General features: G+C 61.6%; 25 protein-coding genes and 1 pseudogene. 17 read left to right on the plus strand and 9 right to left on the minus strand.

Going from position 1 to position 26,632, the window contains the following annotated elements; genetic code table 11:
* The first annotated feature begins 21 nt into the window (after positions 1-21).
* The 6 genes from HYX42_RS09400 to fdhA all read left to right on the plus strand — a co-directional run bounded on the left by HYX42_RS09400 (position 22) and on the right by fdhA (position 6,528).
* Positions 22-870, plus strand: a complete 849-nt coding sequence (locus tag HYX42_RS09400; protein WP_293402159.1) for a hypothetical protein — start codon at positions 22-24, stop codon at positions 868-870.
* A gap of 266 nt (positions 871-1,136) precedes the next feature.
* On the plus strand, positions 1,137-2,060 hold the full coding sequence (locus HYX42_RS09405) for a LysR substrate-binding domain-containing protein (RefSeq protein ID WP_293402161.1): 924 nt from the start codon (positions 1,137-1,139) through the stop codon (positions 2,058-2,060).
* A gap of 108 nt (positions 2,061-2,168) precedes the next feature.
* Complete coding sequence (locus HYX42_RS09410) at positions 2,169-3,221, plus strand: aromatic ring-hydroxylating dioxygenase subunit alpha (RefSeq protein WP_293402163.1); 1,053 nt, start codon at positions 2,169-2,171, stop codon at positions 3,219-3,221.
* Between the two features lie 69 nt (positions 3,222-3,290).
* Entirely contained in the window at positions 3,291-4,268 is a 978-nt protein-coding gene (locus HYX42_RS09415) for a tripartite tricarboxylate transporter substrate binding protein (RefSeq protein WP_293402165.1), read from the plus strand.
* Between the two features lie 43 nt (positions 4,269-4,311).
* Positions 4,312-5,274, plus strand: a complete 963-nt coding sequence (locus tag HYX42_RS09420; protein WP_293402167.1) for a PDR/VanB family oxidoreductase — start codon at positions 4,312-4,314, stop codon at positions 5,272-5,274.
* Between the two features lie 57 nt (positions 5,275-5,331).
* A complete protein-coding gene (fdhA, locus tag HYX42_RS09425; protein WP_293402169.1) occupies positions 5,332-6,528 on the plus strand; it encodes a formaldehyde dehydrogenase, glutathione-independent in 1,197 nt (398 codons plus the stop codon).
* A 241-nt stretch (positions 6,529-6,769) separates the two neighbouring features.
* On the opposite strand, the gene HYX42_RS09430 is transcribed toward fdhA, so the two are convergent.
* The gene (locus tag HYX42_RS09430) at positions 6,770-7,294 is read right to left on the minus strand and encodes a hypothetical protein (RefSeq protein WP_293402172.1); all 525 of its coding nucleotides are present in this window, start codon (positions 7,292-7,294) and stop codon (positions 6,770-6,772) included.
* 261 nt (positions 7,295-7,555) lie between these two features.
* On the opposite strand from HYX42_RS09430, the gene xdhC reads away from it, so the two are divergent.
* Entirely contained in the window at positions 7,556-8,404 is an 849-nt protein-coding gene (gene xdhC / locus HYX42_RS09435; protein ID WP_293402174.1) for a xanthine dehydrogenase accessory protein XdhC, read from the plus strand.
* A gap of 172 nt (positions 8,405-8,576) precedes the next feature.
* A complete protein-coding gene (locus HYX42_RS09440; RefSeq protein ID WP_293402176.1) occupies positions 8,577-9,809 on the plus strand; it encodes a urate hydroxylase PuuD in 1,233 nt (410 codons plus the stop codon).
* A 72-nt stretch (positions 9,810-9,881) separates the two neighbouring features.
* Here HYX42_RS09440 and HYX42_RS09445 read toward each other — a convergent pair whose 3' ends face one another.
* Both HYX42_RS09445 and HYX42_RS09450 read right to left on the minus strand, forming a co-directional pair.
* Positions 9,882-10,997 carry an ABC transporter substrate-binding protein gene (locus tag HYX42_RS09445; protein WP_293402465.1) on the minus strand — a complete coding sequence of 372 codons (1,116 nt, stop codon included), beginning with the start codon at positions 10,995-10,997 and terminating at the stop codon, positions 9,882-9,884.
* Positions 10,998-11,203: 206 nt separating this feature from the next.
* Positions 11,204-11,535 (minus strand): annotated as a pseudogene (locus HYX42_RS09450) (SMR family transporter).
* A 121-nt stretch (positions 11,536-11,656) separates the two neighbouring features.
* Between HYX42_RS09450 and HYX42_RS09455 the strand changes: the two are divergent.
* Both HYX42_RS09455 and HYX42_RS09460 read left to right on the plus strand, forming a co-directional pair.
* Positions 11,657-13,006: a glycerate kinase gene (locus HYX42_RS09455; protein ID WP_293402178.1), complete on the plus strand. Its 1,350-nt coding sequence runs from the start codon at positions 11,657-11,659 to the stop codon at positions 13,004-13,006.
* 50 nt (positions 13,007-13,056) lie between these two features.
* Entirely contained in the window at positions 13,057-14,325 is a 1,269-nt protein-coding gene (locus HYX42_RS09460; RefSeq protein WP_293402180.1) for an NRAMP family divalent metal transporter, read from the plus strand.
* A gap of 44 nt (positions 14,326-14,369) precedes the next feature.
* Here the strand turns inward: HYX42_RS09460 and HYX42_RS09465 are convergent, their stop codons facing one another.
* The 5 genes from HYX42_RS09465 to senB form a co-directional block, all read right to left on the minus strand.
* Entirely contained in the window at positions 14,370-14,861 is a 492-nt protein-coding gene (locus tag HYX42_RS09465; RefSeq protein WP_293402182.1) for a hypothetical protein, read from the minus strand.
* A gap of 76 nt (positions 14,862-14,937) precedes the next feature.
* Positions 14,938-16,455 (minus strand): TRAP transporter large permease subunit, encoded by a 1,518-nt coding sequence (locus HYX42_RS09470; protein ID WP_293402184.1) that lies wholly within the window; start codon positions 16,453-16,455, stop codon positions 14,938-14,940.
* Positions 16,456-16,515: 60 nt separating this feature from the next.
* Positions 16,516-17,055 carry a TRAP transporter small permease subunit gene (locus HYX42_RS09475; protein ID WP_293402186.1) on the minus strand — a complete coding sequence of 180 codons (540 nt, stop codon included), beginning with the start codon at positions 17,053-17,055 and terminating at the stop codon, positions 16,516-16,518.
* 186 nt (positions 17,056-17,241) lie between these two features.
* Positions 17,242-18,306: a selenide, water dikinase SelD gene (gene selD, locus HYX42_RS09480; protein ID WP_293402188.1), complete on the minus strand. Its 1,065-nt coding sequence runs from the start codon at positions 18,304-18,306 to the stop codon at positions 17,242-17,244.
* Positions 18,303-19,436: a selenoneine biosynthesis selenosugar synthase SenB gene (senB, locus tag HYX42_RS09485; RefSeq protein WP_293402190.1), complete on the minus strand. Its 1,134-nt coding sequence runs from the start codon at positions 19,434-19,436 to the stop codon at positions 18,303-18,305. The genes selD and senB overlap by 4 nt, the downstream gene beginning before the upstream one ends.
* On the opposite strand from senB, the gene senA reads away from it, so the two are divergent.
* The 5 genes from senA (at position 19,396) to HYX42_RS09510 (ending at position 24,874) form a co-directional block, all read left to right on the plus strand.
* On the plus strand, positions 19,396-20,622 hold the full coding sequence (gene senA / locus HYX42_RS09490) for a selenoneine synthase SenA (RefSeq protein ID WP_293402192.1): 1,227 nt from the start codon (positions 19,396-19,398) through the stop codon (positions 20,620-20,622). The genes senB and senA overlap by 41 nt on opposite strands.
* Before the next feature lie 265 nt (positions 20,623-20,887).
* Complete coding sequence (locus HYX42_RS09495) at positions 20,888-21,274, plus strand: DUF2946 family protein (RefSeq protein WP_293402194.1); 387 nt, start codon at positions 20,888-20,890, stop codon at positions 21,272-21,274.
* A 143-nt stretch (positions 21,275-21,417) separates the two neighbouring features.
* Positions 21,418-23,718, plus strand: coding sequence for a TonB-dependent receptor (locus HYX42_RS09500; protein ID WP_293402467.1), 2,301 nt, complete (start codon positions 21,418-21,420; stop codon positions 23,716-23,718).
* A gap of 33 nt (positions 23,719-23,751) precedes the next feature.
* Positions 23,752-24,312 carry a YcnI family protein gene (locus tag HYX42_RS09505; protein WP_293402196.1) on the plus strand — a complete coding sequence of 187 codons (561 nt, stop codon included), beginning with the start codon at positions 23,752-23,754 and terminating at the stop codon, positions 24,310-24,312.
* A gap of 58 nt (positions 24,313-24,370) precedes the next feature.
* Positions 24,371-24,874, plus strand: coding sequence for a copper chaperone PCu(A)C (locus tag HYX42_RS09510; RefSeq protein ID WP_293402198.1), 504 nt, complete (start codon positions 24,371-24,373; stop codon positions 24,872-24,874).
* 17 nt (positions 24,875-24,891) lie between these two features.
* On the opposite strand, the gene crcB is transcribed toward HYX42_RS09510, so the two are convergent.
* The gene (gene crcB / locus HYX42_RS09515; RefSeq protein ID WP_293402200.1) at positions 24,892-25,320 is read right to left on the minus strand and encodes a fluoride efflux transporter CrcB; all 429 of its coding nucleotides are present in this window, start codon (positions 25,318-25,320) and stop codon (positions 24,892-24,894) included.
* Here crcB and HYX42_RS09520 point away from each other — a divergent pair.
* Positions 25,319-26,062, plus strand: a complete 744-nt coding sequence (locus tag HYX42_RS09520) for an aspartate/glutamate racemase family protein (protein WP_293402202.1) — start codon at positions 25,319-25,321, stop codon at positions 26,060-26,062. The two genes, crcB and HYX42_RS09520, sit on opposite strands and share 2 nt — an antisense overlap.
* A 245-nt stretch (positions 26,063-26,307) precedes the next feature.
* Positions 26,308-26,502, plus strand: a complete 195-nt coding sequence (locus HYX42_RS09525) for a hypothetical protein (protein ID WP_293402204.1) — start codon at positions 26,308-26,310, stop codon at positions 26,500-26,502.
* Positions 26,503-26,632: the final 130 nt, after the last annotated feature.

The raw sequence follows: 26,632 nt of genomic DNA on the forward strand, positions 1-26,632 counted from the left end.
ACGATATTTGAAGGAATCACCATGTCTGTTGTCTCCACAGAAGCCAGCCGCGGCTTGTACTACGCGTCCGAACCGCAATTGAAAGATGACGGGCAGAAGACCTGGATCACACGCAGCGCGAATGTGGTGGTTGTGGTCAGCCAGGTATCTGCCGGGACTGAACTGGTCCGTGATGGAAACCCCGACGAATACATGCTGCTGCTGCCGCCCGGCGTGCGTGCCAGTGTCACAGCGGGCGGGGAGTCGATTGAAGCCGGCCCCGAGTCATTGACCATCCTGCCCCCCGGCCGCAGCACCATCAAGCTCCTGGACGGCGGGGTGGTGACACGCGTTTTCACGGTGCGTGCTACCGACCTTGCCGGCAAGGCCGAAAACGCCGCCGTTTATGCGAATGGTGCACCCGGCGTCGCGCCGCTAAAGGACTGGCCGGCGCCCGTGGGCGGTTTCAAGCTGCGCAACTACACCCTGGCGCAATACACCGACCCGAAGATCTTCGGACGCCTGTTCCGCAGCACCAACCTGATGATCAATGTTTTCGAGCGCAAGACCGACAGGCGTGATCCACGCAAGATGTCGCCGCACTCGCACCCTGACTTCGAGCAGATATCGCTCACGCTTGAAGGCAGCTTCATCCACCACCTGCGCACGCCATGGACGGCCGACTCGACCACATGGCGCGAGGACGAGCATGTGCATGTGGACAGCCCGTCAACGCTGGTGATTCCGGCCAACCTCATACACACGACACTTGACGTTGGCGAAGGTGTGGCCTGGCTGATCGATATTTTTGGCCCGCCGCGCATGGATTTTTCACTCCAGCCGGGCGTGGTGCGCAACGCCGATGAGTACCCGATGCCGGCTGCTGCCTAGCCCTTGCCTGGTGAGTATGATGTAAAGTCGACTTTACATCTTGAAGTTGCCGGGCAGTTTGAGGCTCTCCGGGTGCATTCGAAAGTGCTTTTCTGACCGTTTTTAGGGGTTAAAGCAGGCTGCGGGCCAATAAACACGTGCGTGAGCAGCTACTGAAAATGTAGCAAACGACGTCGTTGCGTGTCCTCCATCCCTGTGCTTGAGGCAGCGGGTGAAGCAGGCGTTGCAAAACCGGCCGACCATGTACTTCACTATCATGCAGCGCTATGACACCCCGCACGCCGACGCCCCCGCTCAACCAGTTGCGCAGCTTTCAGGTGATAGGCAGGCACCTGAGCCTCGCACGTGCGGCCGAAGAGCTTCATGTCACGCCTTCGGCCCTGAGCCACCAGCTGCTGCAGCTTGAAGAGCGGCTGGGCACCCGGCTTTTTGTGCGCAACGGCCGCGGCCTGCAGTTCACCGATGTGGGCCAGAAGCTGCACGGTGTGGTGGACGACAGCCTGGACCGGCTGACCCAGGCGCTGCGCGAGGCGGCCAGCCGGCCCGACGACAAGCCGCTGGTCGTCAGTGCGCTGCACACCTTTGCTTCGCGCTGGCTGCTGCCGCGCTTTACGCGCTTTCCGACCCAGGTGGCCAACACCGAAATCCGCGTCTCGCGCGTGGACGCCAACTTCGACCGCGACAACGTGGACTGCGCCGTGTTTTACGGCGATGGCCACTGGCGCGGGCTGACGGCCGACTTCCTGCGCGAGGAGTACCTGGTCATGGTGTGCGCCCCCCAAGTGCTGGTGCAGCGGGCGCTGGCACAACACGGGGATGTCTATGCCCACCAGTTGCTGCAGGCCCGGCAGCGCCCGCAGGACTGGACGCTGTGGCTTGAAAAAGCCGGTGTGGTACCCAATCCCTCACCCCGCCTGCTGACGCTTGAAAGCCGCAACCTCGTGATCGAGGCGGCCGAGGCCGGGCTGGGCCTGGCGGTGGTCGACCCGGTCATGGTGGCCAAGGAGCTGGAATCCGGCCGGCTGGTGCAGCCCTGGCCGCTGGCTGCCAAGGGGCCGGGGGCCTACTACCTGGTCTACCCCGAAGAGCGTGCGCTGTCGGGCAAGGTGCAGGCTTTCCGCGACTGGCTGCTGGGTGAATTCGCGCCAGGACAGCCCCAGGTTCACGCACCAGATATCGGCAAGAGTTGAGTTTTTCTCATCTCTGAAGTGCCAAGCTTTCGTTTGTGCTGGTGAGCTCTGCTTCCTAAGATTCGGGCACCTGAAGGCCATACCGGCCCCGCCCCACGAAGGAAAAAGATGGCATTTCTGCGCAACACCTGGTACGTCGGTGCCTGGTCCCATGAAGTCAAACGCGAACTCACGCCGCGCAAGCTGCTGGGGGAACCCGTGCTTTTCTACCGCAAGGAAAACGGCGATGCGGTTGCCATCGGTAACCGTTGCCCGCACCGGTTTGCCCCCCTGCACCTGGGCAGGCTGGTAGGCGATGCGGTCGAATGCGGCTACCACGGCCTGCAGTTTGACTGCTCGGGCGCCTGTGTCGACAACCCGCACGGCGACCACCGCATTCCTGCCGCGGCCAAGGTCAGGTCCTACCCGCTGGTCGAGCAGCACGGCCTGGTCTGGCTGTGGATGGGTGAGCCCGGCCTGGCCGACCCGGCCGATGTTCCCGACTACAGCCACCTGGTGGACCCGGCGCTCAAGACCATAGGTGATGTCATGCTGCAAAAGGCCAACTATGAGCTGGTGGTGGACAACCTGATGGACCTCACACACGTCAATTACCTGCACGCGCCGTACCAGAAGAACGATGATTTCCTGGCCGCCAAGCACGAGGTGGTGCACCAGGGCAGGACGCTGGACAGCCTGCGCTCCATCCCCTCCACGACGGCCCCGCCATCGTTCACGCCTTTTCTTGACGACCCGGCCAAACCGGTGGACTACTGGCTCAACATCCGCTGGCATGCGCCCGGTGCCTGCCTGCTCGAAGTCGGTGTCGTGCCGGTGGGACGCCCGCGCAGCGAGGGCATACGCCGGCAGGGCACCCACATCGTGACGCCCGAAACCGCCACCACCACCCATTACTTTTACGCCAGTTCGCGCAACTACCTGCTGGACGACCCCAAGGCCGATCTTGAAACCCGGAACTGGCAGCAACTGGGCTTTCACGAGCAGGACAAACCCATGCTCGAAGCCGTGCAGGAGATGATGGGCACGACAGACCTTGATGCGCTGCGGCCGGTGCTGCTGACGTCCGATGCGGCTGCTGTGCGCGTGCGCCGCATGATGAAAGAGCTGATGAAGGCGGAAACAGACGCCGGGAGCAAGCCCATTTTTGTGCTCAACAAGTAGCGAGATACCTGCCGCCAGCCGGCGGCATATGCGGCGACAGCCATCCCATAACGAGAAAGAGACAACACCATGCTGAACAAGACGTTTCCCCAGCTTTCGGCTGCCCTTCTGGCCACTGCAGCTTTGGGGGTGGCTCTGTCCACTGCCGCGCAGGATGCTTATCCTTCCAGGCCCGTCAAACTTGTCGTCGCGCAAGCTGCCGGAGGGGGGCCCGACCTTCTGGCGCGGCTGGTAGCGCAGGAACTCAACACGCAGTGGAAGCAGCCCGTCATAGTCGAGAACAGGCTGGGCGCAGCAGGCGGCATTGCAGCTGAATACGTGGCTAAGTCCCCGGCGGACGGCTACACCCTGTTTGTAGGCAGTGCGGGCATCATGGGCATTGCACCCGCCATGCAGAACAAGCTCCAGTATTCACCGGCCGAGTTTGTGCCGCTGGTGCATCTGGCCTCGTTGTCCAATGTGTTTGTGGTGAACGCCAAATCGCCCATCAAGTCCATGAAGGCCTTGGTGGACACAGCAAAAAAAACCTCCGGCGGACTCACTGTGGCATCCATGGGGGCCGGCTCCACAGGGCAGATTTCCGGCGAAATACTGGTCCGGCAGACAGGCATCAAGACGGTTGAGGTGGCCTACAAGGGCGAATCGCTGGCCATCACCGATCTGCGCGGCGGACATTTCGATTTCATGGCGGCCGGCATGCCCGTGGCTTTGTCGCATATCAAGGCCGGTGCGCTGACGCCGCTCGCCGTCACCGGCAGCAGGCGTTCGTCCATGCTGCCCGATGTTCCCACCATGGCCGAAAGCGGTTTCAGGGACTACGACGTCACGCAGTGGTATGCGATATATGCGCCCGCAGCCTTGCCCAAAAGCATCCAGGCCAGGGTGGTGGTGGCCGTGCGCGTGGCGCTGGCCAACCCGGCCGTGCAAAAACAGATCATGGAGATGGGGATGGACACGACCAGCAAGCGCGAGGAAGACTTTCCCGCCTTCGACAAGGCGGAAAAACTCAAATGGGAAAAATTCATGAAAGCAGGCGCTGCGCGATGATCGGTGGTCCGGTTGTTGGAGTCCGACTGCGCCAAACAGCAGCATGACGCCGCCTGGTCTGCGCGTGCGGGTGCATGGTCGCAACATGCAGACCCCGCACATCGTCAGCCTGGTGCTGGTCAACGCCACCGGCGCCGAGCTGCCCGCCTTCACGGCAGGCGCGCACATTGATGTGCATCTACCCAATGGCCTGATACGCCAGTATTCTCTCTGCAACTCGCCGTCCGAGCGCCACCGGTATGTCATCGGTGTGCTGCGCGATGCCAACACGCGTGGCGGTTCGGCGGCAGTGCATGCGCTGAAAGAGGGCGATGAGATTCATATCAGTCTGCCCCGCAATCACTTTCCGCTGGTAACGGCTGCGCATACCACTTTGGTAGCCGGCGGAATAGGCGTCACGCCCCTCCTGGCCATGGCAGAGCAGATGGTGCTCGATGGCAGCAGTTTCGACATCCACCTTTGCACCCGTTCCCCGGAGCACACGCCTTTTGCATCCCGATGGGCTGCACCTGAATTTGCAGGCAGGGTTCACTTTCACCATGACGGCGGCGAGGCTTCGCGGCGGGTTGATCTGGCGACGCTGCTGGGCCGGCCGGCAAGCGGTTTGCAGGTCTATGTCTGCGGTCCGGGCGGGTTTATCGACGCAGTCCTCTCAGCAGGGCGTGCAGCGGGTTTTGCAGATGGGCAACTGCACCGCGAGTATTTCTCGGCAGCGCCTGTAACACCCGTCTTCGGCGATTCAGCTTTTTCTGTCGTGCTTGAAAAGTCCGGACTCACGATTGAGATCCCTGTGGGGGTGACGATCGTCGAAGCCCTGCGCGAACGCGGCATAGAGCTGTTGGTCTCGTGCGAGCAGGGGGTGTGCGGCACCTGCCTCACGCGCGTGACGGCGGGCACGCCTGACCACCGCGACATGTTCCTCACCGATGAAGAGCATGCCCTCAACGACCAGATGACGGTGTGCTGCTCGCGTTCCCTGACACCGAGCCTCACGCTGGATATCTAGCCAGCGTCCGGCGTACCCCCTTTCCGTCAACCACCAACCAACAGGAGACAAGAAACCATGGCAAACAACAGAGGCGTCGTGTACGTCGAGCAGGGCAAGGTCGAGGTCAGGGCCATCGACTACCCCAAGCTTTTGAACCCGCAAGGCCGCACCGCCAACCACGGCGTGATCCTCAAGGTGCTCACCACCAACATCTGCGGCTCAGACCAGCACATGGTGCGCGGCCGCACCACCGCCCCCGCAGGTCTCGTCCTCGGCCATGAAATCACCGGCGAAGTCATAGAAGCCGGCAAGGATGTCGAAACCCTTTCTGTCGGCGACATCGTCTCCGTACCGTTCAACGTCGCCTGCGGCCGCTGCCGCCTGTGCAAGGAACGCCAGACCGGCGTGTGCCTGACGGTCAACGAATCCCGCCCCGGCGGCGCCTACGGCTATGTCGACATGGGCGGCTGGGTAGGCGGCCAGGCCGAATACGTCATGGTCCCGTACGCCGACTTCAACCTGCTCAAGTTCCCAGATCGTGCGCAGGCGATCGAGAAGATTCGCGATCTCACCTGCCTGTCAGACATCCTGCCCACCGGCTACCACGGCGCAGTGACTGCAGGCGTAGGCCCCGGCAGCACGGTGTACGTTGCAGGCGCAGGCCCTGTCGGCCTGGCCGCAGCCGCATCCGCCAGATTGCTGGGCGCAGCCGTCGTCATCGTCGGCGACGTCAACCCCGCCCGTCTCAAACACGCCAAGAACGTCGGTTTCGAGATCGCAGACCTGTCAACCGACGTACCCCTGGGCGACCAGATCCAGGCCATCCTCGGCGTTCCTGAAGTCGACAGCGCCATTGACGCCGTCGGCTTTGAAGCACGCGGCCATGGCCATGAGGGCGCGCAGCATGAAGCCCCAGCCACAGTCCTGAACTCCCTGATGGAAATCACACGCGCAGCCGGCAAGATCGGCATCCCCGGCCTGTATGTGACCGAAGACCCGGGCGGCGTAGACAAGGCTGCCAAAACGGGGTCGCTGAGCATTCGCCTTGGCCTGGGCTGGGCCAAGTCGCACAGCTTCATGACCGGGCAGACGCCGGTGATGCAGTACAACCGCGCCTTGATGCAGGCCATCCTCTGGGATCGCATCAAGATCGCCGACATCGTGGGGGTGAAGGTCATCTCACTCGATGACGCCCCGAGCGGCTACGCCCAGTTCGATGCGGGTGCACCGGTCAAGTTTGTGATTGATCCGCATGGGCAGCTGCGGAAGTAAATCAGCGCGCTGACAGGCGCGGCCAGAGGCTCAAACCATCAGATGTAAAGTCGACTTTACGTTTTGGGGCTTTGGGGTGTCTGGTGAGCTTCTACAGCCCAAAAAATGACCGAAAAAGGCCATTTTTGAGTGCCAAATCTGGCTGCAGCCCAATAGATACGTACGTGAGTAGCTATTAAATAAATAGCAATTACCGCGATCTGCCGATCCACATGCCCTGCGTCCCGGGCCTGGTTAGACGCTAGTTCTGGCCTTCGGTCAGCGTATCGAGCTGGAACTGGCCGCTCTTGTGCCACAGCCAGGTGTCGGTATAGACAACTTTGCCCAGCCGTGCGGGGGCGGGGAAGGGCGAGGCGGCCTTGATGGTGCGCTCGATTTCTGCGATGACTTCAGGCGCGTGGCGGGGCGCCCGCATCCAGTCCAGTTTGGTGACGTGTCCGACCCGGTCGATTTCCACATTCAGCACGCCGATGGCATACAGCAGCGGCGGCATGCGGCCCTTGAAAATCCGGTCCGAGTTGAGACCGTAGATATGGCTGGCGCCGTCCTGGCGGTATGCCCGTGGCGTCGCGGCGCCGGAGCTTCGCGCAGAACCCTGTGCCGCAGGCACCGGCCCGACCACGGCGGGTGCAGGCGCAGCCTGGGGGGCCGCCTCGGGAGCGCTCTTGCAGGCGCTGATGATGGCTGCTGCGGCGCTGGAAAAAATTGCCAGCAACCAGAAGCGCCGTGGTGGGTTGACAGTGTTGTCAGTGTTGTCTTGTCTCATTGCTGCCTATTCCTCGTCTTGTCATCTGCTTCAACATGATGGGCTGGTGCAAAAGCGTCTTGTTGTGCTGCCTGCACCGACCGCGGACCAAACCTGGCCATGCCGTTATTTCACGCCTTTCCGGATTTATGGGAAAGTAGGGTTTAAACCCTTTCCAGCGTAGCCCAAAGCACACCTCATGAATATCACTCCCGCAGCCATTTTGCCCGTCTTTTTACCTCCGGCTGCGCCTTCCCGGGTATTGTGATGTCCGGTTCCGGCATGGACAGTCACCTCCACACCCTGTTGAAAAGGCTGGAATCCGAAGCCGCCGTGCTGGTGATGGTCGCGTCCACCCAGGGCTCGGTACCGCGTGAGGCGGGCACATGGATGGCGGTGTTTGCAGGTTCAGTGGTGGGCACCATAGGCGGCGGGCATCTTGAATACGAGGCCGTGGAGCGGGCGCGTGGCATGTTGTTGCCGGCTTACGACGGTCTTGGCGCCATACCTGTCCGCGTTGCATTGGGGCCATCGCTGGGGCAGTGCTGCGGCGGGGTGGTCCACCTGGAGTTTGAACCTGTCACGCAGGCCATGAGCGCGGTGCTGGCAGAACGCCTCAGGCCGGCGCGCTTGCCGGTGGCGCTGTTTGGGGGCGGGCATGTCGGGCACGCGCTGGCGCAGGTGCTGGCCGGGCTGCCTTTTGCCCTGACCTGGATAGACAGCCGCGACGGCGTCTTTCCCGACCCTGTGCCCGAAGGTGTGATCTGCGAGCATTCTGACCCCGTGCAGGTGGCGGTTGGTGATCTGGCGCCGGGATCGCACGTACTCATCATGAGTTTCAGCCACGCAGAAGATCTCGACGTGGTGTCCGCCTGCCTGCAGCGCCAGCGCGAGAAGGGCGACCTGCCCTTTGTCGGCCTGATAGGCAGCCGCAGCAAGTGGGCCACCTTCCGCCAGCGGCTGGAAGCGCGCGGCTTCACAGCCGCCGAGCTCCTGCATGTCACCAGCCCGATTGGCATTCCCGGCATCAGCGGCAAGGAGCCTGCAGTCATTGCGGTCGCTGTGGCAGCGCAGCTCCTGCAGGTGACCGGAGAAGTGCGGGCCCTGGGCACTGGCAAGCGTCTTGCTTGATGTTCACCAGAGCTGACCGGTGTTCGGTAAACTCCGGGGTCAGGCCGCAGCGGAGCCAGGAAATATGCCAACGTACCATTTCTTTTGTTCGCGGCCTTGTTACTGTTCACAGCGCCCGCAGTGGTGAGCAGGTTGCATCACGCAGTTCCATGAACTGCATAGGTTGAGAGTTATGGACAGCTATCTTCTCGACTGGGCCAACCTGCTGCTGCGCTGGGTCCATGTCATCACCGCCATCGCCTGGGTCGGTTCATCCTTTTATTTCGTCTTCCTTGATTCCAGCCTCACGCCGCCGGTCGATGACGACCTGAAAAAGCAGGGTGTGAGCGGTGAGTTGTGGGCCCTGCATGGCGGGGGGTTTTATCACCCCGTCAAGTTTGCAGTGCGCCCGCCGCAGCTGCCTGCGCACCTGCACTGGTTTTACTGGGAGAGTTACAGCACCTGGCTGTCGGGGTTTGCGCTCTTCACGGTCTCTTACCTCTGGAACGCCGGCACCTACCTCGTTGACAAGTCCCTGATGGACTGGTCGCCCGGCGCGGCTGCAGCTGTGGCGCTGTCGTTTTTTGTGGTGTTCTGGATGCTCTACGACGCCATCTGCCAGCTGTTCGGGCAGCGCAAGAACGGCGAGGCCATCGTCGGCGCATTGGTCGCAGTGCTGGTATGTGTCGCTTCGTGGCTGGCCTGCCACTGGTTTGCAGGGCGGGCCGCCTTTTTGCTGGTCGGCGCCATGCTGGCCACCGCCATGAGCGCCAATGTCTTTTTCTGGATCATTCCCGGCCAGCGCAAGATGGTTGCCAGCATCAAGGCAGGTGAGCCGGTCGACCCCATACACGGCATGCGTGGCAAGCAGCGCAGCGTGCACAACACCTACTTCACGCTGCCGGCGCTGTTTGCCATGCTCAGCAACCATTACAGCTTCACCTGGAGCCATCCGCAGAACTGGCTGGTGCTGATTCTGATGATGCTCGCCGGAGCGGCAATCCGGCAGTTTTTTGTGCTCAGGCACGGCTACAAGCTGGGGCGCAACCGGCACCCCGTGGCCTATGCGCTGGTGGGCGTGGCCGTCATCATTGGCGTTATTGTCTGGCTCAAGCCTGTGCCTGCTGCGGTGAATCCGGCGGCTGCAGTTGTGTCGCCTGCTACCGCCTCCGGCCAGCCTGCTTCATCCTCTTTTGCGGCCTTGCAGAAAGTCGTAGAGCAGCGCTGCTACATGTGCCACGGCGCGCAGCTGCAGATGAAAAATGTCAGGCTTGATTCGCCCGCGCTGGTCAAACAGCATGCCCAGGCCATGTATCAGCAGGTGGTGGTCAGCAAGCTCATGCCCATGAACAATGCCACCGGCATCACGGACGCCGAGCGTTTGCTCGTCAGGCAGTGGTTTGAGGCGGGTGCGCCGGTCAACTAGCAGAACGCTTGAAAACAGGCGTAAAAAAACCCGCCTGAAAGGCGGGTCGGGCCATCCGGCTTGCTGGCGGATTTATTGCCGGATTTTGCCGGTACCGCTGATGATGCTGAGTTCCACAAACTTCGAGCCCATGCGGCTGTTTGGTTTGTAGCCCACGGAATAGCCGCCCATATCAAACCTGTCCATGGCCGCCAGTGCACTGACGGTGCCTTCACGGCTTGGTTTGGTGCCCTGGCGGCGTACGGCCTCCACGATGACCTTGGCGGTGATGAAACCTTCCATCATCGCGTAGCTCACCGGCACTTCAAGGTCCTTCTTCGCCGCGACGGCGTCCTGGAATTCCTTGCTCAGCTTGTTTGAAATCTTGTAGGGGTTGGGTGTGACCTGGGCAATCGACACGCCCTGCATCTGCTCTTCGGCCAGGCGTTTTGTGAGCTGCTCGATGTCAACGCCCGAATGCGCAAACAGTTGCGCGCCGCCACGGCCGTAGTTCTCGATGAAGCCTGCCGCCGCAGCACCGGTCGCCACCATGAAGATGGCCTGCGGTGCTGACTTGGTCATGGTCTCGACAGCTTTTGCGACCTGCACGGTACGCGCGGGGTAGCTGGCCTTGGCCACCAGCGTGAGGTTGGCTTTTTTGGCGGCGGCCTCCGCTGCGGTGATGAGGGCGGCGGCACCCGGGCCGTCTTCATAAAAAAGGCCGATGCGCTTGATGCCGACGGTTGCAATGTGCTCGGTGAACTTGTCGAGCTCGTCCTGCAGGCCGGCGCGGACGGTGTAGAGGTAAGGGGTTTCAGGCCGGATCTGCGTGACGCGGTAACCGATCAGCGGGATCTTTTCCTTTTCGAGCACGCCTGATGCCACCAGGTCTTCAATGTTGCTGTTGCCGAAGAAGCCGGCCAGCACCATGGGCTTTTCTTCAGTCATCATCTTGCGGGTTGCTGCCACGGTTTCTTCCGGCAGGCCGCGGTCATCCTTGCGGACCAGCGAGAAGGTGTGGCCATTGGCCCCGCCGGCCTTGTTGACGGTATCGAAATAAAGCTGCATGCCGGCTCCATAGGCCCGGCCCTGGTTGGCTTCAAGCCCTGACAGGGGGCAAACCTCGCCCACCACGACCTGCACGGCATGTGCAGCCGGCGCAGCCAGTGCTGCAAGCGCAAGCGCGCCCGCAGAGAAAATTTGTTTCATCAGTTTCAAGCTCATCTCCTCGGATTGTTTTTGGAACACCTGCTTGTTGCAAGCGGGTTCGCTGCACATCATAGCGGCGTGAAGCAAGGGTTGTACCTGAGGAAAGTACGGGTTAAAACAGCCCCTGTCAGGGCCGCAAGCCCTTGAATTGTGTCCGCGTGTTACCGATGTACCCCAAACGATGTACCGTAGCCGGAAGGGGAGGCTCAATGCATGGTTGATTTTGAGAACAGGTTGAGCACCACCACGCCGGCAATGATCAGCGCCATGCCAATCATGCCCGCCAGGTCTATCTTCTGGTTGTGAAAGAAAAAACTGGTGATGCTGATCAGCACGATGCCCAGCCCTGACCATATGGCGTAGGTCACGCCGGTCGGGATGGATTCATGGTCACCGTCAGAAAATAAAGCGCCGTGCCGTAGCCGATCACCGTGATGATGGACGGGACCAGCCGGCTGAAGCTGTCGCTCGACTTGAGCGCCGTGGTGGCAATAACTTCGGCAACGATGGCAATGCCCAGCGCGAGGTAAGAGTTCATTCGGATTCCTGTGAAATGTGCGCAGATTCTAGGGAGCGACCCTGCGTTTGCGAGGCAAAAGACCTGCCGGGCGGCGGGTTACTGCCCGGTTACGACGGCACAATTGAAGGCTGGAGACCTTATGAACCAGAAACAGACAAGCCAGACCATTCCCGTGGCGGCGAAAGAGCCGCGCGCCTTTCTCGAATACCTTTACCAGGCGGCAGTGAACCGCGCCTTGCCGCTTCAGAACACGGCGGCTTTCCTTCCCGCCCCGCCCACGCCTGAAAGCGGCGGCCGCACCATCGTCATAGGCGCCGGCAAGGCCGGTGGCTCCATGGCGCAGGCGGTCGAGGCACTGTGGCCGGCGGATGCGCCGCTCGAAGGGCTGGTCGTCACGCGTTATCACCACATACCGCCGCGCCCCGCCGGCCTCAGGCAGCGACTGGAAATTGTCGAAGCCGCCCACCCGGTGCCTGATGCCGCAGGCCTTGCCGCCGCACAGCGTATTCTGGCCATGGTGCAGGGGCTGACCAAAAACGACCTGGTGCTGTGTCTGATCTCGGGCGGTGGGTCGGCCCTGCTGACCTTGCCCGCCGATGGTTTGAGCCTTGAAGAAAAACAGCGCATCAACAAGGCCCTGCTCAACAGCGGCGCCAACATTTCAGAGATGAACTGCGTGCGCAAGCATCTCTCGCGCATCAAGGGCGGGCGGCTGGCGGCCGCCTGCGCACCTGCCCGCGTGGTGACGCTCACCATCAGCGATGTGCCGGGCGATGATCCGTCCATCATTGCCAGCGGGCCTACCGTGCCCGATGCGACCACCTGCGCCGATGCGCTGGCCATCCTCAAACGCTACAACATCGCTGTGCCTGCCGCCCTGGTGTCGCAGCTTGAAAGCGCTCTACTGGAGACACCCAAGCCCGGTGATGCGGTGTTCACCGGCCATGAAGTCCACATGATCGCCACGCCGCAACAAAGCCTTGAAGCTGCCGCCGCGGCGGCGCGCGCGGCGGGAATCGAGGCGCACATCCTCAGTGACGAGATCGAAGGCGAGTCGCGCGAGGTCGGCAAGGTGCACGCGGCGCTGGCTCGCGCGGTGGCGCACAGGGGCCAGCCCTTTTCAAAACCGTGCGTCATCCTGAGCGGTGGCGAAACGACAGTCACCGTCAGGCCGCTGCCCCCGGGCGCCAGCAAGGGCAGGGGCGGGCGTGCAGGCGAGTTCTGCATGGGCCTGGCCCTCGCCCTGCAGGGCCAGCCCGGCGTGTATGCGCTGGCCGCAGATACTGACGGTATTGACGGCGTTGAAGACAATGCCGGCGCCTACGTTGCACCCGACACACTGCAGCGCGCCATCGCGAAAGGCATGAAGCTGGACCAGTACCTGGACCGCAACGACGCGTACGGCTATTTCGACCCGCTCGGCGGGCTGGTGGTGACGGGCCCGACCCATACCAATGTGAATGATTTCAGGGCCATGCTGATCCTGTAGTTTCCGGGCGGGTCGGGTTCGCGTCAGGCCAGCCCTGTTAGGCTGACAGCATGTTCAAACGTTTACCGTCCTTCCTGCGCCACGTCGGCCCCGGCGTGGTTACCGGCGCTGCCGATGACGACCCGTCCGGCATTGCCACCTACACACAGGCCGGGGCCCAGTTCGGCACAGGTCTGTTGTGGACGGTTTTCCTCTCGCTGCCTTTCATGATCGCCATCCAGCTGGTCAGCGCGCGTATTGGCCGTGTGACCGGCAAGGGCGTGGCAGCCAACCTGCGTGAACACACGCCCAGGGCTTTTCTGATGAGCATGGTCCTGCTGCTGGTGGTGGCCAACACCATCAATATCGCGGCAGACATTGCGGCCATGGGGGAGGCGCTGCAACTGGTGGTGGGCGGGGGCAAGCACTTTCATTCGATGGCTTTCGGCGTGGTCACCGTGCTGCTGCAGGTGTTTGTGCCCTATCGCAAGCTGGCGCCCATCCTCAAATGGCTGACGCTGTTCCTGTTTGCCTATGTGATTTCGGCGTTTCTGGTGCAGGTGCCGTGGGCGCAGGTGCTGCACGACCTGGTGATTCCCAGACTGCAATGGACGTCTGGCTACTGGATGATGATTGTCGCGCTGCTGGGCACCACCATTTCGCCCTATCTGTTCTTCTGGCAGGCCTCGCAGGAGGTTGAGGAGTTGCGCCAGAAAGGCGGTGCACGCGGCACAGTTGCAGAGGTGCGTGAAGACCTCAAGCGCGTCAAGCGGGATACCTATATGGGCATGTTCTTTTCAAACGCGATTGCGTTTTTCATCATGGTGCTGGGGGGCGCGGTGCTTTATGCGGCCGGTATTCATGACGTGACTTCGGCCGCGCAGGCTGCCCAGGCGCTGCGCCCGCTGGCCGGTGACTTTGCATTTGCACTGTTCGCCGGCGGCATCATCGCCACGGGCCTGCTCGCCGTGCCGGTGCTGGCGTCTTCTGCCGCCTACGCCGTGGCCGAGGCATTCGGCTGGCCTGAAGGGCTGGAGCGCCACTGGTTCGAAGCCAAACGCTTCTACGCCATCATTGCCATCGCCACCATTGTGGGCACGGGGCTGGATTTCACACCCATAGACCCGATGAAAGCGCTCTACTGGAGCGCGGTCATCAACGGCGTCGTCGCAGTACCCATCATGGCCGGCATGATGATGCTGGCCAGCCGCCGCGAGGTGATGGGCAGTTTTACTTCGGGCCGGAAAACCACATGGTTTGGATGGGGTGGGGTGGTGGTGATGGGGGTGGCGGTTCTCATGATGTTCAAGGATGTCTTCGGCCAGATCCTTGGGGGGTGAGGGGCGCCGGGGCAATCGGTGCGGGAATCACCCGAAAGGCACATCTACCGCTGTCCGCGAAACTCTCTCAACTCACTCACCAGGCGCTCAAACTCACTGATCATTTCAGGCGACGCTGCATAGAACACCGCAAACTTGCCCATCAGCGTGCGCACATACAGGCGTGGCGCAATCAGCCATTCCAGCCCGCGAACGCGTATGAGCTTGCCATAGGCCAGCTCGCGCATGTCCATCTGCTTGTTCCACACCCAGCTCTGGTACAGGCCGTCAGGGGCGATGCGCGTTGTGCTGCGCAGGATGTGCCACCAGGTGTAGAGCATGAGCCCGAGGCCGGCCAGGAACCAGCCGCCGCCGACTCCGAGGCCGCCGGCCCGCGTGGCGAGCCATGCGCGTACAAGGGCGGTGGCGCAGGCAAAAACGATCACGGTTGCCAGCACCTTGAAGGGCTTTGAGAATGCCGGGCTGCCGCTTGCGCCGGCGCCGGGCGTGAAACGGAAGGGCGGCGGGCCCATGGCCTCCAGGGGCAGGTTGTCCATCAGGGCGTGCTCTGAAATAGTTGCAGGCCGCCAGCATGTACTGGAGCGGCCTGCCTGTGAGTGTTAAAGATGCGGTTTACTTCTTCGCTGCCGGATCGGCCGCCGGGGCTTCCGGTTCAGGCGGTGGCGGCAGTGCGTCAGAGGCACCGGGCATCGGGTTGTTGATGGATGCGTTCTCATCGGGTGGTGCTTCCAGCTGAACCTTGTCGAGGTCCACCACCTGCGGTTTGTCGAGGAATATCGTCACCGTCTGCGGTACAAAAATCACGATCGCCACCAGCAGCAGCTGCATGATCACCCATGGAATGGCGCCCATGTAGATGTCACTCGATTTGATGGCCACCGGTATTCGCTTCTCCTTGAAGAGCGTGTCGGCAATGCCCCGCAGGTAAAAGAGTGCAAAGCCGAAAGGCGGGTGCATGAAGGAGGTCTGCATGTTCACGCAGAGCAGCACGCCAAACCAGACCAGGTCTATGCCCAGCTTGTTGGCGACGGGACCGAGCATGGGCAGGATGATGAAGGCGATCTCGAAAAAGTCGAGGAAGAAAGCCAGGAAGAAGATAAACAGGTTGACCACGATCAGGAAGCCGATCTGGCCGCCGGGCAGGCCGGTCAGCATGTGTTCGACCCAGCGCGCGCCGTCAACGCCCTGGAACACCATGGAGAACACGCGTGCGCCAATCAGGATGAACACCACCATGGCCGTCAGGCGCATGGTGCCCACCATGGCATCCCAGAGCAGTTCCTTGCTCAGGCGCTTGTGGATGGCGGCCAGTATGAGTGCGCCCACCACGCCCATCGCACCGGCTTCTGTCGGCGTCGCGATGGCGGTGTCTATGCCGGGCAGGCCGCCCATGGAGCCGAGCACCGCAAAAATCAGGATGGCTGACGGGATGATGCCGCGCAGGCATTTGGCCCACAGCGCCCAGCCTTCGAGCGTGCGTGCTGTTTTGGGGACGCCGGGAATGTGGCCGGGTTTGAACACACCAAGCATGAAGGTGTAGCCTGCAAAAATCAGCACCTGCAGGATGGACGGGCCCCAGGCGCCCTTGTACATGTCGCCCACCGAGCGGCCGAGCTGGTCGGCCATGACGATCAGCACCAGCGATGGTGGCACCAGCTGCGTGATGGTGCCCGATGCGGCCAGCACGCCCGTGGCGTAGCGCATGTTGTAGCCGTAGCGGATCATCACCGGCAGCGAGATCAGCGCCATGGCGATCACCTGACCGGCCACGGTGCCGGTGATGGCGCCGAGGATAAAGCCGACGATGATGACCGAATAACCGAGGCCGCCGCGCACGGGGCCGAAGAGCTGACCCATGGAGTCCAGCATGTCTTCGGCAAGCCCGCATTTTTCAAGAATGGCGCCCATGAAGGTAAAGAACGGGATCGCCAGCAGCAATTCGTTCGACAGGATGCCGGCCATGTTCAGCGGCAAATTCGACATGAAGCTGGGCGGAAACCAGCCCATCTCGATGGCGATCAGCCCTGATGCCATGCCGAGTGCCGACAGCGAGAAGGCCACCGGGAAGCCGATCAGCATGATGAGCACCAAGCCCGCGAACATGATGGGCGCGAAGTTTTCCATTTGCATTTTTATTGTCCTGAGAGATGTGGCTGCATGGCGAAAGTACGGGCGTGCGAAAGTGCGGTTTTACTGAACCGGCTTTTCGTAGTGCGTATCCATCTCGAAGATGCCCTTCAGGTAGCAGATGCGCTTGACGATCTCCGACAGGCCCTGCACAAACATCAGGCCGAAACCCAGCGGCAGCAGCAGCACGAAGGGCCAGCGGATCAGGCCGCCGGCGCTTTGGGACATCTCGCCGGTGTTGAATTTGTCCAGAAACAGCGGCCAGCTCAGCCAGGCCAGCACGGCCATGGCCGGCAACAGGAAAAAGATCAGCCCGAACAGGTCGACATAGACCGGGCCGTTGCCCTTGAGCCTGCCGTACATGATGTCAACGCGCACATGCTCATTGAGCTTGAGCACCACCGGTGCGCCCAGCATCACGGTGGCGGCAAACAGATACCACTGGATTTCAAGCCAGCCGTTCGAGCTGGTGTTGAGCCCGTAGCGGATCATGGCGTTGCCTGCCGAGATGAGCGCTGCGATCAGCACCGTCCATGCGGCGATCTTCCCGAGCTTTGTCGAAAGCCAGTCAAAAGCCAGTGCGAGTTTTAGAAGTGCAGACACGGTATGTCTCCGAAATAAGTCTGGTTGAATGATGCGAACAAACCCAATGCCCACGCGCTTGTGCCGGGTGGGCTAGCGGGCAATGGTACGCCCAATGCACGGCGGCGCACTGAAGAAAGCCTGACATAAAAATTCCGGGTTTACCCCTAAAAACAGCGTGTTTTGGGGGTTCCTGGCGTGTCCGGTTTACAGGACCTCTAACCCGCTGCCTTCAGCCATGCAGCCTATGGTGGCTGCCTGCATGAAACCGCCGCGCCTGAAGCAGTCCAGCACCTCTGCCTCGCACTCCGGTGCACACGAGACCAGCAGGCCGCCGCTGGTTTGCGGGTCGCTCAAAAGCGCCTGCTGTGCGGCAGATATGCCGACCGGCAGCGATACCTCGCCGCCATAGCTCGCCCAGTTGCGGCCCGATGCGCCGGTAACCACACCTTTTGCCGCCAGATCCAGCACGCCCTGCAACAGCGGGATCTGATTCATGTTGATCTGCATCTTCAGTTTTGCGCCGCGCGCCAGTTCCAGCCCGTGGCCGGCCAGCCCAAAGCCGGTGATGTCGGTCAGCGCATGCACGCCGTCGAGTTTGGCCAGTTCAATGCCGGGCTTGTTCAGCTGTGTGGTCACGGCAATCATCTGCGCGTAGCCTTCGGACGGCAAAATTTCCTTCTTCAGCGCAGCCGACAAAATACCCACGCCCAGCGGCTTGCCCAGGATGAGGATGTCACCCGCCTTCGCACCTGAATTTTTCTTCACACGTGAAGGGTGCACCAGGCCCAGCACCACCAGGCCGTAAATAGGCTCGACAGAATCAATCGTGTGGCCGCCAGCAATCGGTATGCCCGCGTCGCGGCAGACATCCTGCCCGCCGCGCAGGATGGCGCCAATGGTTTCCAGCGGCAGCACATTGATCGGCATGCCCACCAGGCCCAGCGCCATGATGGGTGTGCCGCCCATGGCGTACACATCGCTGATGGCATTGGTCGCGGCGATGCGGCCAAAGTCATAGGGGTCGTCGACGATGGGCATGAAGAAATCGGTGGTGGCTATCAGTGCCTGTTCGTCGTTGAGCAAATACACCGCCGCGTCATCGGCGGTTTCAATGCCCACCAGCAGCTCTTTGGGTATGGGCAGGTTGCTGGAGTTCTTGAGGATCTCGCTGAGCACACCGGGCGCAATCTTGCAGCCACAGCCACCCCCGTGGGACAGGCTGGTCAGGCGTGGGGCAGGGTTCAGTTTGAGGGCTTCGGGTGCGTTCATGGCGGGTCTTTCGGGTGGCTGGCGCGCAGTGCGCCCTGTATCTGGTCTCTCACCAAGTTTAGGACAAGGCTTCGTTCACGTGCGGGTTCAAAAAGTGGGGCCCGCTGCCTGCATTGGTCCTGCAGCAGCGCCAAAAATTCGGGTTCTGCCATGCAGCGCCTGATGAGCGTCGCCAGCTGCGCGTGGTCACCCGTTTCAAAATAGCCCGCGTAGTCATCGCCCAGCATGCCGATATTGCCGCTGATGCGTGAGGCCAGCACCGGTGTGCCGGCCTGTATCGCTTCGAGGATGACCTGCGCACCGCCTTCCATCTCCGAGCAGTTGACCAGCACGTGGGCGCGCTTGATGTACTGGCGCGTGGCGCCGCGCGGCAGGCCGCCCAGCCAGCGGTAGCGTGGTGTCTGTTGCGCGGTGGCCTGCGCGGCGCTTGCAAGAGACGTCTCCAGTGCATCGCCTATCTGTACAAATCTTGTACCGGCTGCAAAGTCGTGCGCTGCAGCCTTCATGAAGGTCAGCGGGTCTTTCTCCTGCCGCAGGTGGCCGACCATCAGCGCGCAAAAGCTGCGGGCCGGCTTTATGGCCGGCACCAGCCGCGGGGCCGACTGGTAAATGACATGCGTCTTGCTGCGCCAGGCTTGAGGCATCGCGGCCAGCCCGGCATCCTGCAGCACCACCAGGTGCGTGGCCAGCGCCAGCGAGCGTTGCGCGTTCGCGTCGGTGTGGATGTCGCGATACAGGTCGGTGCCCGTCAGCACGACGATCAGGGGTTTTGCGGGCCAGGCCTGGGCCCAGGCGTGGATCGATCCGGCCGAGCGGCGGGCATGCAGGGCCAGCATGAGTTGCGGCTCGCGGCGTGTGGATGAAGCTCCCCGGGGTGGTGGCCATTGCTGCATCAGTGCAGTGTCACAATGACCCGAGAGAAATTTAGCCCAGCGGTGCGCGGTGTGCCAGTTGCCGTTGTTCGACTCCTGCAGCGCCGGGCTGACCAGCACGATATTTTTCAGGACGATATTTGTGGCCTCAGATTCAAAGCCTCCGCTACATGCCGCGTCCGCCAGGACGACCTCCGCACTGATCGATTCGCCGCTCATGCGCAGCGCGGGTCGCGACGTTTTGTCTCTGGCGCTCATGGATGCGCGCAATCATACGCTGCACCTTTTCTCCCAGTACCAGAAGGCGCTGGAGGCCGTGAACTTCAGCATGCCCCTGATGCCGGAGATCAACCCGCCACTGTGGGAGCTTGGCCATATCGGCTGGTTCCAGGAGTGGTGGATAGGCCGCAACATGCAGCGCGCCATGGGTACACGGCTGTCTTCACCGCACACCCGCCTGGCCTCGATCGAGCCCAATGCTGACCTCTGGTGGGACTCCAGCCACGTAGCGCACGACACGCGCTGGGCGCTGCCGCTGCCAGGTGCCGACAACATTCGCGCCTACCTGCTCGACACGCTGGAAAGCACGCTGGAGCTGCTTGAAAAAGCCGGTGACGACGATGACGCGCTTTACTTTTATCGCCTGTGCCTGTTTCATGAAGACATGCACGCCGAGGCGCTGGCATACACAGCCCAGACGCTGGGCCTGCCGCTCGATCCTGCCCTGCAGGCCGTGTTCACGCCGCCTGCGATGGCCGGGCGTGAGCCGGTGCTGGTGCCGGCCACCGTCTGGCAACTGGGCAGCCCCGCAGGCGCTGGCAGCGGCTTTGTGTTCGACAACGAAAAAAACCAGCACCCGGTGCAGGTGCCTGAATTTGAAATCGATGCCCAGCCCGTGACCTGGGCGCAGTTTGTCGAGTTTGTCGACGACGGCGGTTACGACAGCCCGGAGTGGTGGCACCCCGAGGGCTGGCAGTGGCTGCAAAAGCTGGCTGAAGGCGAGGGCAGGCGCGGGCCGCGTTATGTGGACCAGATAGGCGTGGCCAGCGGCGCGGTGATGCAGACGCGTTTCGGCGTGCCCAGGCGCATGTCCGGCAACCAGAGCGCCATGCACATGAGCTGGTGGGAGGCCGACGCCTGGTGCCGCTGGGCTGGCCGCCGCCTGCCATCCGAAGTTGAATGGGAGGTCGCCGCCCACACGGCGGTGCGCCGCGGTTTTCGCTGGGGCGATGTGTGGGAGTGGATGGGCACCACCTTCAGGCCTTACCCCGGCTTTTCGCCCGACCCCTACGCCGAATATTCACAACCCTGGTTTGAAACACACAAGGTGCTGCGCGGCGCATCCTTCGCCACCCGCGCCCGCATGAAGAACCCGAAGTACCGCAACTTCTACCTGCCCGGGCGTGACGACATTTTTTGCGGTTTCCGCTCCTGCTCGCTATAAAAAACGTAGCTGCTCACGTGCGTATTTATTGGTCTGGAGGCCAATTTGATGCCTGAAAATGGCCAAAAAATGCTCTCTTTTGGCCGATTTTTCCCTTGATGGGGCGACTGGACGTGTTGCTTTTGAATAATGCGTCATAAATAAATCATTAAGTGCTTAAAGATTCATTTGTGATGCGTTAACTGCTTCGGGTTCCCCGGCGTGGCAGAAACACTCCGCATCGCATCAAAACCGGCCGGTTTTGACCTCTACCTATAATCCACCCGTGTTCTCCCCTCCGTCATCGCGCAGCCGCCCATCAATCTGGGCCAGGTTCGCGGCCTTCCTCAGCTTCCTCGCCGTTGTCTCGGCGCTGGTGGCGCCGGCGACCATGCTGGCCGAAGAAGTGCGTACTGGCAAGCTGGGCGGCGTGTGTGTGGTCAACATGGCCGCGCAGGGCAGCCCTGATGGCGCTGATGCAGGCGGCGGCAGCGCCTCAAAAACCGGCACGCACTGCGAGTTGTGCGGCTCTTTGGGCATGGCGCTGCCAGCACTTGAAGTTGCCAGCATTCCCTGCGCACCCGGCACCCAGGTGGCTGACGCCTCTACACCTGCCCACCTGGCCGAATCCATCCCCGGCCTGCCGTTCAGCCGCGGCCCCCCAGCACTTTGAACTGAAACCGCTCAAGCCTTGCGCCTGAGCCATGTTGCGCCCCTGCCTTTTTTCTTTTGAGGCCACGGCGCTGCCTGTTTTCTTTTCAATGTGTGGATTTCATGAACCCTTCCCGAACCCGCGCGCGGTTTCGCCTGAGTTGCATGGCGGCAGGCGCGCTGGCCAGCCTGCCTGCCTTCGCGCAGACGACGCCAGACGCGGCACCCGCCAGATCGCTGGGCGTGGTCACCATCAACAGCGGCCAGCCCACTTCACTGCCCACGCAAATCCCGACCACCATCGAAGGCGTGACGAAAGAGCAGATAGAGCAGGCCATCAACGCGACGGACAGCGAAGATGCGCTCAAGTACTTCCCCAGCCTGCTGGTGCGCAAGCGCTACATCGGCGACTACAACCATGCGGTGCTGTCCAGCCGTGCATCGGGCACCGGCAACTCGGCGCGCTCCATGGTTTATGCCGACGGCATTTTGCTGTCCAACTACCTGGGCAACGGCGCCACCTACGCGCCGCGCTGGGGGCTGGTGACGCCTGAAGAAATCGAGCGCGTCGATGTGCTCTACGGCCCGTTTTCTGCGGCTTACCCAGGCAACTCGGTGGGCGCCGTGGTGGACTACGTCACGCGCATGCCGACAAGGTTTGAAGCCCACGCCAAGCTCACCGGCTTCACGCAGAACTTCAGGCTGTACGGCACCGACAGCAGCTTCAGCGGCTCGCAGGCCAGTGCTTCGCTGGGCAACAAGGTGGGTGACTGGTCATGGTTTGCCAACATCAACCGCAACAAAAGCGCTGGCCAGCCGCTGACCTTCACCACCAAGGCGCTCAGCACCACGGCTCCGGCTGTGGGCGCGCGCGTGGTGACAGGCGCCGTGCCCGGCCTTGACCGCACCAACACGCCCTGGCTGCTGCTGGGCAGCGCCACGCAGTACGACACCACGCAGGAGCACGCCAAAATCAAGCTGGCCTATGACTTTTCATCGACCGTGCGCGCGGCCTGGACCCTGGGCTACTGGAAGAACAACACCCAGAACACATCGCAAACGTATTTGCGCGATGTGGCAGGTGCCCCGGTTTACAGCGGCAACGTCAGCATCAACGGCCGCGGCTACACGCTGGCGGCCACCGACTTTGGCACCAGCAACGACGCACTGGTGCACTTGATGCACGGCCTGTCGGTCAAGTCCAACACCCAGGGCGTGTTCGACTGGGAAGTGGCAGCCAGCCTGTACAACTACCAGAAGGACCAGCAGCGCGCAGCCACCACTGCCCAGCCCGGCGCGCTGCTGGGTGGCGCAGGCACCATCACCGACCAGAACGGCACCGGTTGGAACACGCTGTCGCTTAAAGGCATCTGGCGGCCGGATTCCGTCAACGGCATCAAGGGCTCGCATGTGGTCGATTTCGGCTACCAGCAGGACAACTACGCGCTGCGCATCCTGCGATCCAGCATCGCAGGCAATTACCTGACCGACAGCGCCGGCACTGTTGTCAACGATGTGGGCGGCCGCACGCGGCTGCGCAGTGTGTACGCGCAAGATGCCTGGGCCTTCGCTGCGAAGTGGAAGACGGTGCTGGGCGCACGTGTCGAGAGCTGGAGCGCCTCCAATGGCTTCACCACCTTTGGTGTGGGCAACGCAGCCAATGCCATCTATGGCAACCGCAGCGAGACTGCAGTTTCGCCCAAGGCCGCGCTGTCCTACCAGTGGTCCACCGACACGGTGCTCAAGGCATCAACCGGGCGCGCGGTGCGCTTTCCTACCGTCAGCGAGCTGTATGGCGCGACCGCGACAGTCAACTCGCGCTTCGTCAACGACCCCAGCCTGCGGCCTGAAAAATCATGGACGACAGAGCTCTCGGCTGAAAAAGACCTGGGCAACGGCCTGCTGCGCATGACTTTTTTCACCGAGAACGTGCGTGACTCGCTGTATTCACAAACCACGTTTGACCCGGCGGCCAACCTCAACGTCAGCCGCGTGCAGAACGTAGGCCGCATCCAGACCAAAGGTATTGAAGTCGCGTACAACGGCAACGACGTGTTCAAAAAAGGCCTGGACCTGAGTGGCAGCGTGACCTATGCGGATTCACGCATCAGGGAGAACGCAGGTTTTGTGGTGACGCCCGGCGACACCATCGGCAAATACCAGCCACGCGTGCCCGTGTGGCGCGCAACCGCGCTGGTCAGCTACCGCTTTGATCCGAAACTGAGTGCCACTTTCGGCGCACGCTACAGCGGCCCACAGTTCTCCGCACTTGACAATGCCGATGTGAATGGTTACGCCTACATGGGTGCGAGCAAATACTTCACCACCGATGTGCGCGTGCGTTACCAGGTCAGCAGGCAATGGGTGGCAGCCGTCGGCATAGACAACCTCAACAACTACAAGTACTGGAACTTTCACCCCTATCCGCAGCGTACGCTGGTGGCCGAGCTGAAGTTCGACCTTTGATGGCCTCCTTTTCTTCATCACACGAAATACATCATGAAAAACAAGCTCAACAAAACATCCCTGGCAGTTTGTGCTGCAGCCCTGCTGTGCATGGCCAGCCTGCCAGCCGCCGCGCACGTGGTACTTGAATACCAGGTCGCCAATGCCGGCAGTTATTACAAGGCCACCTTCAAGGTCGGCCACGGTTGCGGCACGTCACCTGTCAAACAGATCGTCGTCACCATCCCGGCGGGCGTGCAGGGTGCCAAGCCCATGCCCAAAGCCGGCTGGGCGCTGGACATAGCCCGCGAAAAGCTCGCACAGCCCGTGATGGATCATGGCCGCACCGTGACCGAAGACGTCTCGCGCATCACCTGGACGGCAAAGACACCGGCCGACTACCTGCAAAATGACTGGTACGACGAATTTGTGTTGCAGGGCAAGTTGCCGGGCAAGGCCGGCCCCATGTACTGGCCCGTGAGCCAGGTGTGTGAGTCAGGCCGTACCGACTGGGTTGAAACACCAAAGGCAGGGCAGAAGATGTCTGACCTGAAAAGCCCGGCGGCGGTGCTGGAAATCATGCCCACCGGCGGCAGTGGCGAACACAACCATTGAACGATCAGACAGTCAGATCAATTGAAAACCCATACGTCCCGTTGAAGGAAAAAAAGTTATGAAAGCATCTACCCCATTCAAGTCAGTCGCTCTGGCTGCGTTGCTGGCCATCGGCGTCGGCAGCTTTGCGCAAACTCTGCCGGTCAAGGTCGACAAGGCCTGGGCGCGCGCCACCGTGCAGGGCCAGAAAGGCACAGGGGCCTTCATGAGCATCACCGCCAGCGAAGGCACAAAACTGGTGGGCCTGTCCACTCCGGTGGCAGGCGTTGCCGAAGTGCACGAGATGAAGATGGAAGGCGATGTCATGAAGATGCGCGCCGTGCCTGGCGGGCTGGATCTCCCAGCCGGTAAAACGGTGGACCTCAAGCCCGGCGGTTACCACGTCATGTTGATGGACCTGAAGACGCCACTGGCCAAAGACAGCATGGTGCCCATGACACTGTTGTTCAAAAATGCAAAAGGCGTTGAGAGCAAACTCAATATCACCGTACCGGTATCAGTCACGGCGCCCGGCGCTGCTGCCGCTGCAGGCACGCCTGCTGCGCACGATCACAAGCACTGAGAGTTGATTTGCGCGCCTCAGGCGACGCGGTGGGCGAGGAAAAACATCGCGCTTTTCAAACCCAGAAACGTCATGATGAATGAGCCGCTCATGTGCATGACGGCCGTGAACACGGCCAGGCCATAGCGCGCCTCTGTCATGTAGAGCACCACTTCCGCCGAGAACGATGAGAACGTCGTCAGCCCCCCCAGAAAGCCCGTGACCAGCAGCAGCCGCCAGACTGGGTCCAGGTCAGGCACGGCCTGGAACACCGCGATGCACACGCCAATCAGGTAACCCCCAATCAGGTTGGCCGCCAGCGTGCCCCAGGGAATCATGCCGCCCGGCGTCAGCCACAGCGCCAGGCCCCAGCGTGCAACCGCACCAATGGCTGCACCTATGGAGATGGCGATGATGGAAAGCAGTGGGGCGCTGGGCATGGTTGTTTTGGTTAGACAATAAGTCATGACTTTACCTGCGCCCCCTGTTCCAGTCGAGCCTGAAGAGAAACCTCCGGCCGCTGATACAGGCTTTCTCGGCGTCGTGATGCTCGACACACGCTTCCCCCGCATCCCCGGCGACATCGGCCACCCCGACGCCTTTGGTGTGCCCACCAGCCTGCGCACCGTCAAGGGCGCCTGGCCCGACAAGGTTGTGCAATCAGCTGCAGGCCTGCGCGGTGCACGGGTGGTGCCCGCCTTTGTGTTTGTGGTGCGGGCCATGGAGCGCGACGGCGCCAAGGCCATCACCACCAGCTGCGGTTTTCTGGTGTTGCTGCAAAAAGAGCTGCAGGCCGCCGTCAAGGTGCCGGTCATCACGTCGAGCCTGATGCAGTTACCCGGCCTGCTTGCGACGAACGCCAAGGTTGGCGTGCTGACCATCAGCAGCGGCAAGCTTGGCCAGGAACACATACGCGCCGCCGGTGTGCCGCGCGAACGGCTGAAAGACGTGGTGATTCAGGGCGTAGACCCCAAAGGCGAATTCGCCACCGCCATTCTGGGCAACCAGCTTTATATGGATGTCATCAAGACCAGCGAAGAAGTTGTCGCAGCTGCAGTGGCGCTTAAAAAGCGTGAGCCGTCACTGGAGCATGTGGTACTGGAATGCACCAACATGCCGCCGTATCGTGAGGCGATTGAGGCGGCGACTGGCATGAAGACCTGGGCGCTGACGGATGATGAAAGGCTGCTGCGGCCTTTTCGTGACTGACTGATTAGTCGGCACATAAGGACCTTTAGTGCAGAGGTCTGGAGAGGAATCAATAAGAAGATTAGGCGGTCCTTGTCGTGAACAACGAGGGAGATCTAGGTTGCGTTATCGAAGACATGATGCCCTCAAATCCGCGTCGATCCGCAGGGCAGATCTCGTTAATCTTCCCATGGTGACGATGTTATTTACATCCAAACATTGTGAGGCAGAAGAGTTCGCAGCTCTTCGCAGCGCGACTCAATAGCGTGCTCGAGCTTCTCGATTATTGTGTGCAAGGCGCGCACAGCCGGCCGCCGAAGCGCCTGCCTAGTGGCGCGAAAAATTCCTCCATCACCATCGGGAAATACCTCGATGGTGAGGTCCAAATAGTCGGCATCGGTGTGAGCGACCTCTTTGTTCCTCATCTCGATGAGTTCTTCATGAAATTCACGCTCGGTTGAGGTGAGAACCCGAAGCAACGACCCAGGAACTGCCTTCTCAGCGACGGAGGTTCCCCTTGAGCTAACGAACGGCCGAGCGTAAGTAACAACTAAGGCCGTGTTCAATGCAAGCAACTGGCCTGTCATAGGT

This window comes from Polaromonas sp. (assembly GCF_016185115.1).
In the GTDB taxonomy this organism is placed as follows: Bacteria; Pseudomonadota; Gammaproteobacteria; order Burkholderiales; family Burkholderiaceae_C; genus Polaromonas.

Bases quoted from the DNA above. Each gene is read 5' to 3' on its own strand.
- HYX42_RS09400 (WP_293402159.1), top strand. From the start codon at position 22: ATGTCTGTTGTCTCCACAGAAGCCAGCCGCGGCTTGTACTACGCGTCC.
- HYX42_RS09405 (WP_293402161.1), top strand. From the start codon at position 1,137: ATGACACCCCGCACGCCGACGCCCCCGCTCAACCAGTTGCGCAGCTTT.
- HYX42_RS09410 (WP_293402163.1), top strand. From the start codon at position 2,169: ATGGCATTTCTGCGCAACACCTGGTACGTCGGTGCCTGGTCCCATGAA.
- HYX42_RS09415 (WP_293402165.1), top strand. From the start codon at position 3,291: ATGCTGAACAAGACGTTTCCCCAGCTTTCGGCTGCCCTTCTGGCCACT.
- HYX42_RS09420 (WP_293402167.1), top strand. From the start codon at position 4,312: ATGACGCCGCCTGGTCTGCGCGTGCGGGTGCATGGTCGCAACATGCAG.
- fdhA (WP_293402169.1), top strand. From the start codon at position 5,332: ATGGCAAACAACAGAGGCGTCGTGTACGTCGAGCAGGGCAAGGTCGAG.
- HYX42_RS09430 (WP_293402172.1), bottom strand. From the start codon at position 7,294: ATGAGACAAGACAACACTGACAACACTGTCAACCCACCACGGCGCTTC.
- xdhC (WP_293402174.1), top strand. From the start codon at position 7,556: ATGGACAGTCACCTCCACACCCTGTTGAAAAGGCTGGAATCCGAAGCC.
- HYX42_RS09440 (WP_293402176.1), top strand. From the start codon at position 8,577: ATGGACAGCTATCTTCTCGACTGGGCCAACCTGCTGCTGCGCTGGGTC.
- HYX42_RS09445 (WP_293402465.1), bottom strand. From the start codon at position 10,997: ATGAAACAAATTTTCTCTGCGGGCGCGCTTGCGCTTGCAGCACTGGCT.
- HYX42_RS09455 (WP_293402178.1), top strand. From the start codon at position 11,657: ATGAACCAGAAACAGACAAGCCAGACCATTCCCGTGGCGGCGAAAGAG.
- HYX42_RS09460 (WP_293402180.1), top strand. From the start codon at position 13,057: ATGTTCAAACGTTTACCGTCCTTCCTGCGCCACGTCGGCCCCGGCGTG.
- HYX42_RS09465 (WP_293402182.1), bottom strand. From the start codon at position 14,861: ATGGACAACCTGCCCCTGGAGGCCATGGGCCCGCCGCCCTTCCGTTTC.
- HYX42_RS09470 (WP_293402184.1), bottom strand. From the start codon at position 16,455: ATGCAAATGGAAAACTTCGCGCCCATCATGTTCGCGGGCTTGGTGCTC.
- selD (WP_293402188.1), bottom strand. From the start codon at position 18,306: ATGAACGCACCCGAAGCCCTCAAACTGAACCCTGCCCCACGCCTGACC.
- senA (WP_293402192.1), top strand. From the start codon at position 19,396: ATGCGCAGCGCGGGTCGCGACGTTTTGTCTCTGGCGCTCATGGATGCG.
- senB (WP_293402190.1), bottom strand. From the start codon at position 19,436: ATGAGCGCCAGAGACAAAACGTCGCGACCCGCGCTGCGCATGAGCGGC.
- HYX42_RS09500 (WP_293402467.1), top strand. From the start codon at position 21,418: ATGGCGGCAGGCGCGCTGGCCAGCCTGCCTGCCTTCGCGCAGACGACG.
- HYX42_RS09505 (WP_293402196.1), top strand. From the start codon at position 23,752: ATGAAAAACAAGCTCAACAAAACATCCCTGGCAGTTTGTGCTGCAGCC.
- HYX42_RS09510 (WP_293402198.1), top strand. From the start codon at position 24,371: ATGAAAGCATCTACCCCATTCAAGTCAGTCGCTCTGGCTGCGTTGCTG.
- HYX42_RS09520 (WP_293402202.1), top strand. From the start codon at position 25,319: ATGACTTTACCTGCGCCCCCTGTTCCAGTCGAGCCTGAAGAGAAACCT.
- crcB (WP_293402200.1), bottom strand. From the start codon at position 25,320: ATGACTTATTGTCTAACCAAAACAACCATGCCCAGCGCCCCACTGCTT.